Annotated in this window: 11 protein-coding genes; 9 read left to right on the top strand and 2 right to left on the bottom strand. The window is 43.1% G+C overall.

From position 1 onward, the window contains the following. The first annotated feature begins 355 nt into the window (after nt 1-355). Complete coding sequence (locus tag BLP57_RS13010; RefSeq protein ID WP_207646712.1) at nt 356-541, top strand: hypothetical protein; 186 nt, start codon at nt 356-358, stop codon at nt 539-541. A 64-nt stretch (nt 542-605) separates the two neighbouring features. Here BLP57_RS13010 and BLP57_RS13005 read toward each other — a convergent pair whose 3' ends face one another. Then, nucleotides 606-1673, bottom strand: a complete 1068-nt coding sequence (locus BLP57_RS13005) for an undecaprenyldiphospho-muramoylpentapeptide beta-N-acetylglucosaminyltransferase (RefSeq protein WP_092072263.1) — start codon at nt 1671-1673, stop codon at nt 606-608. Between the two features lie 92 nt (nt 1674-1765). Here BLP57_RS13005 and BLP57_RS13000 point away from each other — a divergent pair, with 92 nt between their 5' ends. From BLP57_RS13000 to BLP57_RS12985, 3 genes are all read left to right on the top strand, one after another. Next, nucleotides 1766-2605 carry a DUF4367 domain-containing protein gene (locus BLP57_RS13000; protein WP_092072260.1) on the top strand — a complete coding sequence of 280 codons (840 nt, stop codon included), beginning with the start codon at nt 1766-1768 and terminating at the stop codon, nt 2603-2605. A gap of 66 nt (nt 2606-2671) precedes the next feature. Next, entirely contained in the window at nt 2672-3151 is a 480-nt protein-coding gene (locus tag BLP57_RS12995; RefSeq protein ID WP_242872629.1) for a DUF6147 family protein, read from the top strand. 354 nt (nt 3152-3505) lie between these two features. Further along, on the top strand, nt 3506-5122 hold the full coding sequence (locus BLP57_RS12985; RefSeq protein ID WP_059086203.1) for an MBL fold metallo-hydrolase RNA specificity domain-containing protein: 1617 nt from the start codon (nt 3506-3508) through the stop codon (nt 5120-5122). A gap of 117 nt (nt 5123-5239) precedes the next feature. Here BLP57_RS12985 and BLP57_RS12980 read toward each other — a convergent pair whose 3' ends face one another. Next, nucleotides 5240-5488, bottom strand: coding sequence for a TIGR03905 family TSCPD domain-containing protein (locus tag BLP57_RS12980; protein ID WP_015525634.1), 249 nt, complete (start codon nt 5486-5488; stop codon nt 5240-5242). Nucleotides 5489-5662: 174 nt separating this feature from the next. Here BLP57_RS12980 and BLP57_RS12975 point away from each other — a divergent pair, with 174 nt between their 5' ends. From BLP57_RS12975 to galT, 5 genes are all read left to right on the top strand, one after another. After that, entirely contained in the window at nt 5663-6364 is a 702-nt protein-coding gene (locus BLP57_RS12975) for a 5'-methylthioadenosine/adenosylhomocysteine nucleosidase (protein ID WP_015525635.1), read from the top strand. A 78-nt stretch (nt 6365-6442) separates the two neighbouring features. Beyond that, the gene (locus tag BLP57_RS12970; RefSeq protein WP_015525636.1) at nt 6443-6823 is read left to right on the top strand and encodes a hypothetical protein; all 381 of its coding nucleotides are present in this window, start codon (nt 6443-6445) and stop codon (nt 6821-6823) included. 113 nt (nt 6824-6936) lie between these two features. After that, on the top strand, nt 6937-8106 hold the full coding sequence (locus tag BLP57_RS12965; RefSeq protein ID WP_015525637.1) for a class I SAM-dependent methyltransferase: 1170 nt from the start codon (nt 6937-6939) through the stop codon (nt 8104-8106). Between the two features lies 1 nt (nt 8107). After that, on the top strand, nt 8108-10561 hold the full coding sequence (locus tag BLP57_RS12960; RefSeq protein ID WP_092072253.1) for a hypothetical protein: 2454 nt from the start codon (nt 8108-8110) through the stop codon (nt 10559-10561). A 138-nt stretch (nt 10562-10699) separates the two neighbouring features. Then, on the top strand, nt 10700-12190 hold the full coding sequence (gene galT, locus BLP57_RS12955; protein WP_092072250.1) for a UDP-glucose--hexose-1-phosphate uridylyltransferase: 1491 nt from the start codon (nt 10700-10702) through the stop codon (nt 12188-12190). Nucleotides 12191-12226 lie beyond the last annotated feature (36 nt).

The raw sequence follows: 12226 nt of genomic DNA, 5'->3' as shown, positions 1-12226 counted from the left end.
TATCCCGTCTCCTGCTGGATAACAGACTTCATAAAGCATTAGGATTAGCAGAGATACCAGCCGATGAAGTCACATTGATACCAGCATTAATAAAATAATAATAACAATACAGGCACAGGCAAGTTTCATTGCATAGAATTTAGTCTTTCCAACAGACATGTGGAATTTAGTCCTGCACACTATTTCCAGATGTCCTTTTATCATGCAAAAAACTATGCTGTTTATGCCGTATAAAAGCATTATATACTAAAAAAATCAAGTTGTATATCTCCGAAAATAGAATTAAATCCCGCATAAAATCAAGGTATATTAGAATGTAGAATTTACTTTTTCATTCAAGCAAGAATTTATGTATATGGTGCTGAGAAGATTTCGAAAGAAACAGCCGATAAATTATGAGATCTTAATTCAGGTCAAATATCTGGAGATTTCCGTTGAAACAGTTGCAGAAGAATATGGTCTGACGAAAAGTGGTGTCAATAACAGGATATATAAAGCGAAGCGCTGGCTGCAGGAAGAATTTCGCAAAGTATACGAATAAAAGAAAACCCTGCCAGCCCGGAAGGGAGTGGCAGAGTTTTCATATGGCTGTTGTGGAAATATAGTCAGGCTCTGGCGCATTCTTCAATAAGATCAGTGATCTTACTGATGGAATCTACCTGGCCGTTTCCTGCCATAGCATCTGTATATTTCTGACGATCGGTATAGAGCTGGCGGATGGTTTCCAGAAGCTTTTCTTCTGTAATCTCCTCTTCTTCCAGCACTTTACTGAAGCCCTGGCGTTCGAAGGATCGAGCGTTAAGGATCTGGTCACCACGACTGGCTTTGGCAGAAAGCGGGATCAGAAGATTTGGCTTATGAAGTTCGCGGATCTCACAGATTGCGTTAGCGCCTGCGCGGGAGATCACGATATCAGCCATGGCAAACAGATCCGGAAGCTCGTCCTGGATATATTCATACTGGACGTATCCGGCAGTACCGTTGAGAGATTCATCGGTTTTTCCTTTTCCGCAGAGATGAACAACCTGGAATTCCTTCAGAAGTTCAGGGAGGATCTTGCGGACATTATCATTGACAGAAGCAGCTCCCAGACTACCACCGATAACCATAAGTACCGGTTTGTCAGCAGTGAAACCACAGAATTTACGACCGTTTTCCGCATTTCCGGAAAGAAGTTCCTGGCGGATCGGAGTTCCTGTAAGAACTGCTTTGTCAGCTGGAAGATTGGCGACTGTCTCAGGAAAATTACAGCAGATTCTGGATGCAGAAGAGAGACAGAGTTTATTGGCAAGACCTGGAGTCATGTCGGACTCGTGGATCAATGCGGGGATTTTTAAACGTTTGGCCGCGATCACAACGGGAACCGTAACGAAACCGCCTTTAGAAAAAACAACGTCCGGTTTCAGCTCTTTCAGAATCTTTCTGGCCTGGCTGAATCCCTTCAGTACACGAAACGGGTCAGAGAAGTTTTTGAGATCGAAGTAACGTCTCAGCTTTCCGGATGAGATTCCATAATATGGGATTCCAAGTTCTTCGATCAGTTTTTTTTCGATTCCTTCGTAGGAACCGATGTAGGAAATCTTATAACCAAGCTCCCTGAGCTTTGGAATCAGGGCAATATTTGGAGTTACATGTCCGGCAGTACCACCGCCGGTAAGTACGATGTGTTTCATTTGGATTCCTCCTGAATAGTCATATACTATCATTAAATATGAACTCTAACGGAGGAATTGTCAAGGAAAGATAGGATTACAGGAGAAAAATAATGGAAAATTTCAGGGATGCTGAACTGAAAAAATGGTTGGCAGAAGAATATGAAAAAGAAACCGAAGAGATGGAAAAAATCCTGTTTCCAGATGGAGTGATTCCTGATGATGGAGAAACAGAAGAGGAGGCAAAGGCTGCTTATCAGAGGCTTGTAGAAAAACTGAAAGCAGATGGTGTTTACAAAGAAGACGAAACTGACAGTATTAAAACTGATGATCATAAAGAGAATGTAAAAATCGTTTATCTGCCCGAAAAGAAAAGGCATAAAGCAGCTCGCGTAGCGGCAGCAGTACTTGTATGCTCAGCCGGTATCTTCGCCGCAAGCATGACCAGCCAGGCGAACAGGAGGTATTTTATTGATTCTGTGAGGTATTGGGTTGGGGATGATACGAGGATTTCAATTGAAAATGATGAAGGAAATGAGAAAGCGCAGAAGGATGAGCAGACAGCTATAGATAACGTAGAAGAAGAATTAGGTGTTAATGTACCATTGATATTAGAAAGACCTAAAGGATTTAAATTTAAAGACTATAGAGTTAATGCAGAGTCTGGATACGCATTTTTTGAATATAATTATAATAGCGAAATTCTAACGATATATATTAATAAATATGATAAAGAAACTAAAAGTAGTGGTGCAAGTTTAGATGGAAAAGAAATAGATACTATTAAATTGCCGGAGGAAGAAATTAGTATTCAGATAAAGAAAATAATGGCTAAGGGAGATAAAAAAGCCAGTTATGTTGCGTATTGGAATAGTTCTACAGTGTTCTATCAAATAGAATCCCAAATGGAAGAACAGAAGTTTATAAAGTTAATTAAAAATATAAAATTTTAACGAGATAATATCTTTTCTGTATCGTATATATAGTGTAATGAAAGTTTAAAGGAGGAAAGACATTACATGAAAGAGAAAATGAAAAGAATAATAAATCTGTTGTTTTTAGCATGTTGCTGTAGTATATTATTTGCAGTTCCTGCGATGGCAGAGAACTTATCGGATGATTTTTCGGTAGAAACAGATACGAATGAAGATTATGCAGAAGATACGACTTACAGTGTCCTTAGAGGCAATAATTTAAGTTTTGGAACTACAACAATCAAAAAATTAGCAAGTAATAAAGTGATTATTACAGGAATAACACAGTGTCATCATACATGTAGTAAAGTATATTTAAGTGTATATTTGGAACGTAAAGTAAATGGAAGTTATTCTACATATAAAAGATGGGATTTTACAGCTTCTAATGCAACTAATCTGACTAGAGACATTACGGTAATTGTTCCAAAAGGTTCTTACTACCGTGTACGAGGCTATCACGCAGCTAAAGATGGCAGTAAAGAATCAACCACAACCTTAACCAGCGGTGTTCTCGTAAAATAACAAATCAACAAAATAAATCACACCCCCAGCGATGCCACTCCCCCAAAAAAATAAAAAATCCAGTAAACTTTACATTACCTTCGCTGGGGAATGTCTAAAAATTCTGAATAATATCAAAAAATCTAAAAAAATCCCCTTAAAAAAAGAAACATATTTCACAAAAAGACTGTCAAAAAACATATATTTCGTGTATAATAAATACAATAACAAACCGTTAATAAACAAAAAGTCGATTATTTCTTCTTGGAATTGTATATCACAGCGTTTCTGGACGATCGGATATCACAGAGAGATCCTTCAGGCTTTTTTTGATATGGAAATTTCAGAACGTGGGACGGAAAAGGGGGCTTGTGCATGAAGATAACATTTATCGGTGCTACGCATGAGGTGACTGGAAGCTGTTATTATCTGGAAGCGGCAGGACGGAAGTTTCTGGTGGATTATGGAATGGAGCAGGGACCGGATTATTATGAAAATAAGGAGCTTCCGGTGGCTCCGGGTGATCTGGATTTTGTGCTTCTGACACATGCACACATGGATCATTCCGGAAATCTTCCGGCCTTGTATGCAAAAGGCTATCAGGGGCCGATCTATGCGACAGAGGCAACTTGTAATCTCTGCGATATCATGCTTCGTGACAGCGCACATATCCAGATGTTCGAGGCTGAGTGGAGAAACCGAAAGGGGCGGAGAGAAGGAAAACCGGAATTTATTCCTGCATACACTATGGAAGATGCCATGGGTGTGCTCCGGAACTTCGTCAGATGCCCATATGATAAGATCATCAAACCGGCAGAGGGAATCGAAGTAAGATTTGTGGATGCAGGACATCTTCTTGGCTCCAGCAGTATTGAAGTCTGGATGACGGAAGAGGACAAAACAGAAAAGATCGTTTTTTCCGGCGATATCGGAAATATCAATCAGCCGCTGATCAGGGATCCGGTATATATCCGAGAGGCAGATTATGTTGTGATGGAATCTACCTACGGAGACCGCAGTCATGGAGAACGTCCGGATTATCCGGCAATACTGGCAGAGATCATCCAGAGGACCTTTGACAGAGGCGGCAGTTTGGTGATCCCGTCCTTTGCAGTAGGCCGTACTCAGGAAATGCTGTATTTTATTCGACAGATCAAAGAACAGGGACTGGTTCACGGCCATGATGGTTTTACGGTATATGTAGACAGTCCCCTTGCCAATGAGGCAACTACGATCTTCAGTGAGAATGCATATACCTGCTATGATGAGGAAGCAATGGATCTTTTGAATAAAGGTATCAATCCGTTATCCTTCCAGGGATTGAAGACCTCCGTTACTACCGATGATTCCAGAGCTATCAATTTTGATGAGGACTGCAAGGTGATCATTTCCGCCAGCGGTATGTGTGATGCTGGTCGTATCAAACATCATCTGAAACACAATCTGTGGAATCCCAGAAATACCATTCTTTTTGTTGGATACCAGGCTATCGGAACTCCGGGACGGGCATTATTGGAAGGTGCTGTGGAGATGAAGTTGTTTGGTGAGACTGTGCAGGTAGCTGCTGAAATATGCAAAATGCCGGGAATTAGCGGTCATGCTGATGTAAACGGACTTATAGAATGGGCGAAAGCCTTTGAGACGAGACCAAAACACGTATTTGTTACGCATGGTGATGATACGGTGACGGAGATTTTTGCCCAGAGGCTTAAAGAAGAGCTTGGGTATGATGCAACAGCACCCTTTAGTGGAACTGAATATGATCTTCTGGAGAACCGGTGTATCCATGAGGCTGTTGGTGTTCGGATCGTAAAGGCAACTGCTTCGCCGAAAACAACCAAGGCTGCCCGTGCATATGAGAAGCTGCTGGCTATGGGACGTCGCCTGATGTCCGTGATCCGGAAGAATGAAGGCTGCCCCAATAAAGACCTGGATCGTTTTGCAAGAGATATCCAGTCACTGTGTGACAAGTGGGACAGAACAGATATTTAACCGGATAACAAAGATAACATTGAAACAATTATTTTGTCAAATCATCCTAAAATCACCCTGCGGAAATTTTTCGCAGGGTGATGATAAATCCGATATACAAAATAAGATTATGTGAGATCAGCCTTCGTTCAATGCCTGGCGGATGGCTTTTGCAAGCTGATCCGGACATGAAGTTGGTTTGAATCCGCAGCGGATGCCTTCCAGACGGGAGATCACTTCATCTGCATCCATTCCCTCTGCAAGCTGTGCAACACCCTGTGTGTTTCCGGAACATCCGCCTGTAAACTTGATATTGTGAACTTTTTTATTATCGTCGATCTCGAACTCAATTCCCTGAGCACAGACGCCTTTTGTCTTATAAACCATTATGGTTACCTCCTGTTCTGTTTATTTATCGATTATAGCATCTCTCAAAAAAAGTTTCCATAAAAAATAAAATTTGTTATAATGAACAATGTAGAAAAAGAAAAAGATACTGCTGAACGGAAAAAACTGTGAAATTCAGCGGGATATCATATTGAAAGAGAGGATTTACAGATCATGAAATGTGTTGGAATCATAGGAGCAATGGAACAGGAAGTAGCAAGACTGAAAGAGGTTATGGAGAATGTATCCATTACTACCAGAGCCGGAATGGATTTTTATGAGGGTGTTCTGGAAGGAAAGAAGGTAGTTGTGGTACAGTCCGGGATCGGTAAGGTAAATGCCGGCATGTGCACCCAGATCCTGGCAGATCTCTTTCAGGTGGAAGCGGTGATCAATACCGGTATCGCAGGAAGCCTTAACAATGATATCAATATTGGAGATATCGTACTTTCCACAGATGTTCTTCATCATGATATGGATGCAACCGGATTCGGATATCCGAAGGGCCAGATCCCGCAGATGAAAGAGTTTTCCTTCCAGGCAGATGAGTGCCTTCGTAAGATCGCACATGATGTATGCGAGGAAGTAAATCCGGAGATCAGGGTTTTTGAAGGAAGAATTGCTTCCGGAGATCAGTTTGTATGTGATCAGGGTGTAAAAGATAATATTGTAAAGGAATTCAGCGCCTATGCTGTTGAGATGGAGGGCGCAGCGATCGGACAGGCAGCAGCTCTTAACGGGATTCCATTCCTGATCATCCGTGCTATCTCAGATAAAGCAGATAATAGTGCGAACATGGATTATCCGGCTTTTGAAAAGCTTGCAATTGAGCACAGCGTACGTCTGACCCAGGGAATGCTGAAACGGATGGCCTGATCGGAACTTTGGAGGGAACCGTCATTTTTCTTCTGCATATACTGTAAGAGATAGCAGAGAGAGGACAGCAGAAGAGTTATGATCTATCCAGATTTTTATCCGTTTTATGCTACACAGGGAAGTCCTGGTTTTTATAATGAAGAGAGAGAACAGGAAAAGGAATTTGATCTGATGAGATCATACTATCCGGATACAGCCCGAAGGATCCAGGAAAAAGCGGAAGCACAGTGTCAGCTTTTGGATTATGAGGGAAGCCGGCTGTATGATGAATATCCGGATCGTTTCATGCTCTATCACATCTGTCACCAGGTGAAAGGACAGATGGAAGGAGATACCAGTGTACAGGAGATTCCAGGAGGGTTCCTGGATGATCTGATCGAAGTGCTGGTGTATCAGGAGATTTCCAGACGAAGATGCAGGAGGAAAAGGTGCAGAAAATGTTTCCGCACTGAGTATTAAAATGGCGGTTTACCCATGAACGATACAGTGATACTGGCAGAAGCGACCAAAACTGGTTCGCACAACATCTGTCCATATACAATAAAACAAAAAGTGAATATAATGGAAGTATGATGAAAACAATAAGGGAATTTTTAGAAGAACAGATTAATGAACAGCTGATACAGGCTGTTGTCAGTGGCCGCAGGACTGGCGAGGGACCTTCCAAGGTGAAGCTTCGTCCTGTGGAGCTGAAGGGTCAGATTTTTTACCAGGCGTCCATGACAGAAGGGACGAAGGTTTATCATAAGAATTTTACCAGGGAAGAGATGATCGCTTATCTGGAGCATGCCATGGAGGAATTTCGTCAGCTTCAGGCAACCGGACGCAGTCAGGATGGAAGTATCCTTATCAGCAAGAAAGGGAAAGCAACCATCAAAACAAAACAACACGGGCCTGCACAGAATGAGAAGATAAAGATCGCTCCTCATAACCGGGTGAAACAGTACATTCTCAGAGAGGGAACGGCAGCTCCGTTTCTGGTGGATCTGGGAGTTATGACAAAGGATGGAAAGATCGTTGCTTCCAGATATGACAAGTTCAGACAGATCAATCGCTTTCTGGAGTTTATCAGGGATATCCTTCCGAAGCTTCCTAAAGACAGAGAGATCACGATCCTGGATTTTGGCTGCGGAAAATCCTATCTTACTTTTGCTATGTATTATTATCTCAGAGAACTGGAGGGTTTTGATGTAAACATCATAGGGCTGGATCTTAAGGAAGATGTGATACGGCATTGCAGTGAATTGGCCAGATCTTATGGCTATGACAAGCTGCATTTTTACCAGGGAGATATTGCAGGGTACGAAGGCGTTTCTTCTGTGGACATGGTGGTGACACTTCATGCCTGCGATACAGCAACAGATTTCGCTCTGGCCAAGGCAGTGGAATGGGGGGCTCAGGTGATCCTGTCTGTTCCATGCTGTCAGCATGAATTGAATCGTCAGATCCGAAACGAAATGCTCCAGCCTGTTATGCGTTATGGGATCCTGAAGGAAAGAATGGCAGCTCTGATCACAGATGGTCTTCGTGCCGAGCTTCTGGAAAGCAAAGGATATGAAACCCAGCTTCTTGAATTTATCGATATGGAACATACACCAAAGAATATTCTGATCCGCGCAGTAAAAACCGGAAAGAAAAAGAGCAGGGACAGTTTTTCGGATACCATGAAGGCTCTTCATGTGGCTCCTACCCTGGACAGGCTTCTTTATCCGGAAGAGTCAGCCTCACAGAAGGGAGAATGACATGATGAAGATCCTACGTAAGGGAGTGATACTGCTGGTGATCTTTGTGGCAGTAGTAGCCGGGACCTCATTTCTGATGAACAGTCAGTCTACAGATAACCGCTCAGATATGAACGATGCCACACTTCCGGAGGTTATGGTAAAGATCGGAAGTACCCAGGCAAATAAGATGTATGGATACAGACAGCAGATGCAGACCGACTTCATGAGAGGAAGTATTACTCCGCTGGATACGACCAAAAAAGTGTCGTTTGAGATCAACCCATATGCTGATACAGTAACAGGGCTTGCTTATGAGGTACGGACTTCAGACGGAAGCAAGGTTATGGAGAACCGTAAGATCAAGAATCTCACGAAAGAGGACAACGGCTGTTTAAGTACAGAAATTGAGATCGGCAGTGACCTTCGCATGAACCAGGAGTATTCCATGCAGATCACGCTGGATACCAGTGAGGGGGAAGTTTACTACTATACAAGAGTGGTTTCCAGAACCCAGTTGAATACAGAAGCGTATCTTCAGTTTGTCAAGGATTTTTCCACAAAGTGTCTGGACAAGGAACAGGCAGATACGCTGACCGGATATCTGGAAGCGGAGGATATTTCCGGCGGAACGAATTACAATAATATTTCCATCAGTTCCGGACTTTCCAATATCAGCTGGGGATCCCTTTCTCCGAAGCTCTACATGGAAGGCGTTCCGCTGATCGATGATATCAATGAAACGACTGCAAGTATCACGCTGGATTATCAGATTTCCGCACAGGATGATGAGGGTAAAACCGAAATTTATGATGTTACGGAATTTTACCGTATGCGTTATACAGAAACAAGGATCATGTTGCTGGATTTTAAACGTTCTGCAACGAAGGTATTTGATCCGTCTCAGAAGGTAGTTTCCGATGCAGGCCTGCTTCTGGGTGTCCGTGACAAGAATGTCACCTATGCTTCAGACAGCAGTGGAAAGATCGTTGCTTTTGAGCAGGATGGGGATCTCTGGTCTTATGCACCGTCCAGCGGAAAGATCACAAGGATCTTCAGCTTCCGCAAAGAGGAAGATAACGATTCCAGATATGTGCGCAACGAACATGATATCAAGATCATCCGAGTGGCAGATAACGGGGATGTAGACTTTGTATTGTACGGTTACATGAACCGTGGTGTTCACGAGGGATACAGCGGTGTCTGTGTTTATCACTACAACAGCGACCGTAATGTGGTGGAAGAAAAAGTATTCATACCAAGTACAGAATCCTACGAGTTCCTGAAGGAAGATCTTGGAACACTCACTTATGTAAACAAAAACAATCAGCTGTTTCTGCTGTTTGCACAGAAGCTGTATCAGGTAGATATTGAGACAGGAACCTCACAGGTTCTGGAAGAAGGAATCAAACAGAACCATTTTGTTGTGTCAGATACCAAGGCACATGCAGCATGGCTGATCGAATCCGGAGATGATGCAGGGAAGATCCGGGAAATCGAATTTGATTCTCTGAAAACAAGAGATATTTCGCCGGAAAGCGGAAAAAATCTGAGAGCTCTGGGATTTATGAATGAAGATCTGGTATATGGGATCCTTTCCGATGAAGACATTCTTACGGATGCCAACGGACATGAAACAGAGGGAATCAGTACATTCCGCATTGAAAGCTTTAAAGGAAAGGTAAAAAAAGAGTATCGTCAGGATGGCCTTTATATCACCAACGTAACGGTTGGCAGTACCATGATGGAGTTTGAACTTTCTGCAAAATCGGGGAATGCTTATACAGTCCAGAAAAAGGACAATATCATGAATAACAAAAAAGCATCCGGAAGCCAGATAGATGTAGCATTGATCACTACAAACCGTGCAGGAACGCTGATCCGCCTGACCATGACTCAGAAACCGGAGACAGACAGTCCGCTGCTTGTTTGTTCCAAGATCGAGAGTACTGAAGACTCATCGGTAACATTGGATACTACCGTTCCACAGGGAGAACTTTATTATGTTTATGCATATGGTTCTCTTGACCGTATCTATACCGATCCGGCTGCAGCTGTGAAACGCGCGGATGCGCAGACTGGAGTGGTACTTAACCGTGCGCAGCAGTATGTCTGGGAACGTGGAAACAAAAAAACAAAGCTCCAGATGAATATAGAGGATGTACCGGAAAGTATACGTACAGCCAACTGGAAGAAAAAAGAACTTCAGGATAGCCTTGGTGATATGGGAACGGTGATCGATCTGACCGGCTGCACTCTTGACAATGTTCTTTATGAGGTCAGTGCCCAGAGACCGGTGATCGCCAAGACAGGAGAAAATTCCAGTGTGGTGATAGTAGGCTATGATGAATATAATACCTATCTTTATGATCCGGCAACAGGGCAGATCAGCCCGTATGGAATGAATGACAGTACAGCGCTGTTTGAGAGTGCCGGAAATGTATTTCTCACCTATATAGAAAACGTCATAGAGTGATGCTTACAGAGCAGGCCGGATGAAGGCCATGGGTTACAGCAGGATGGCAAGACGGGCGTTCCCGTTTGGCATAAATCGGAAAACAGGAAAAAAGTTCCTGTTTTCCGGGAAAAGCGCGACAGGAAAGGGGAAAAATCAATGTTAAGTGAAAGTATTAAAAAACTGGTACAGTATGGGGTGGAGAGTGGTATTACTCCGGAATGCGAAAGAATTTATGCAACCAATCTTCTTCTGGATGCCTTTGGGGAAAGCGAATATACAGAACCGGAGACAGAGTATGCTAAAATCAATCTTGAGGAGACTTTGAACGAACTTCTTGATGAGGCTGTAAAGAGGGGCATCATCGAGGACAGTATTGTGTACAGAGATCTCTTTGATACAAAACTGATGAACTGTCTGATGCCGCGTCCTGCCCAGGTGCAGAGAGAATTCTGGGATGCTTATAAAGAAAATCCGGAAAAAGCCACAGATTATTTTTATAAGCTGAGTCAGGACAGTAACTATATCAGACGTTATCGCGTAAAAAAAGATCAGAAATGGACAGTAGACAGCGAATATGGCAAGATCGATATCACGATCAACCTGTCCAAGCCGGAAAAAGACCCAAAGGCTATCGCAGCTGCCAAGCTGGTAAAATCCAGCAGCTATCCAAAATGTCTGCTTTGTCCGGAAAATGAAGGCTATGCAGGAAGAGTCAATCATCCGGCAAGGGAAAACCACAGGATCATCCCGATCACCATCAATGACAGTCCATGGGGCTTCCAGTACTCTCCATATGTTTACTACAATGAACATTGTATCGTATTTAACAGTCAGCATACTCCGATGAAGATCGAGAGAAATACATTTATCAAGCTGTTTGATTTTGTAAAGCTGTTCCCACATTATTTCCTTGGCTCCAATGCGGATCTTCCAATCGTAGGAGGTTCTATCCTCAGCCACGATCATTTCCAGGGCGGGCATTATACCTTTGCCATGGCGAAGGCAGAGATTGAAAAGCATGTGACGATCCCGGGATACGAAGATGTGGAAGCCGGCATTGTAAAATGGCCTCTTTCCGTACTGCGTATCCGCAGCAAAGACGAGACGAGACTGATCGATCTGGCAACACATGTACTGGCAGGCTGGAGAGGATATACGGATGAGGCTGCATTTATCTTTGCAGAAACAGACGGAGAGCCGCATAACACCATCACACCGATCGCACGTAAAGTGGGAGATACCTTTGAACTGGATCTGACATTACGTAACAATATCACAACAGAGGAGCATCCGCTGGGGGTTTATCATCCGCATGCATGCTATCATCATATCAAGAAAGAGAATATCGGTCTTATCGAAGTTATGGGACTCGCTGTTCTTCCGGCACGTCTGAAAGAAGAGCTGGAGCTTCTTGAAGAATACATTTTAAGCGGCAGGGACATCGCTTCCAATGAAAAAATCGAGAAACATGCTGCATGGGTTGCAGAATTTCTGCCAAAATATGAGAAACTTGATAAAGATAATATCCAGGAAGTCCTTCGCAGGGAAGTGGGCAATGTATTTGTTCATGTACTGGAGGATGCCGGTGTTTATAAATGCACACCAGAGGGCAGGGATGCATTTATGAGATTTATCAATACTCTGTAAAAAAGTACGGAGGCATCCGGGGATGGATATGTATTT

Origin of the sequence: Blautia sp. SF-50 (assembly GCF_900101315.1) — a bacterium.
GTDB classification, from domain to species: domain Bacteria; phylum Bacillota; class Clostridia; order Lachnospirales; family Lachnospiraceae; genus Blautia_A; species Blautia_A fusiformis.
The sequence above is the reverse complement of the archived record's forward strand: the minus strand, read 5'-3'. Positions and strand labels throughout refer to the sequence as shown.

Bases quoted from the DNA above. Each gene is read 5' to 3' on its own strand.
- BLP57_RS13010 (WP_207646712.1), top strand. From the start codon at position 356: ATGGTGCTGAGAAGATTTCGAAAGAAACAGCCGATAAATTATGAGATC.
- BLP57_RS13005 (WP_092072263.1), bottom strand. From the start codon at position 1,673: ATGAAACACATCGTACTTACCGGCGGTGGTACTGCCGGACATGTAACT.
- BLP57_RS13000 (WP_092072260.1), top strand. From the start codon at position 1,766: ATGGAAAATTTCAGGGATGCTGAACTGAAAAAATGGTTGGCAGAAGAA.
- BLP57_RS12995 (WP_242872629.1), top strand. From the start codon at position 2,672: ATGAAAGAGAAAATGAAAAGAATAATAAATCTGTTGTTTTTAGCATGT.
- BLP57_RS12985 (WP_059086203.1), top strand. From the start codon at position 3,506: ATGAAGATAACATTTATCGGTGCTACGCATGAGGTGACTGGAAGCTGT.
- BLP57_RS12980 (WP_015525634.1), bottom strand. From the start codon at position 5,488: ATGGTTTATAAGACAAAAGGCGTCTGTGCTCAGGGAATTGAGTTCGAG.
- BLP57_RS12975 (WP_015525635.1), top strand. From the start codon at position 5,663: ATGAAATGTGTTGGAATCATAGGAGCAATGGAACAGGAAGTAGCAAGA.
- BLP57_RS12970 (WP_015525636.1), top strand. From the start codon at position 6,443: ATGATCTATCCAGATTTTTATCCGTTTTATGCTACACAGGGAAGTCCT.
- BLP57_RS12965 (WP_015525637.1), top strand. From the start codon at position 6,937: ATGAAAACAATAAGGGAATTTTTAGAAGAACAGATTAATGAACAGCTG.
- BLP57_RS12960 (WP_092072253.1), top strand. From the start codon at position 8,108: ATGATGAAGATCCTACGTAAGGGAGTGATACTGCTGGTGATCTTTGTG.
- galT (WP_092072250.1), top strand. From the start codon at position 10,700: ATGTTAAGTGAAAGTATTAAAAAACTGGTACAGTATGGGGTGGAGAGT.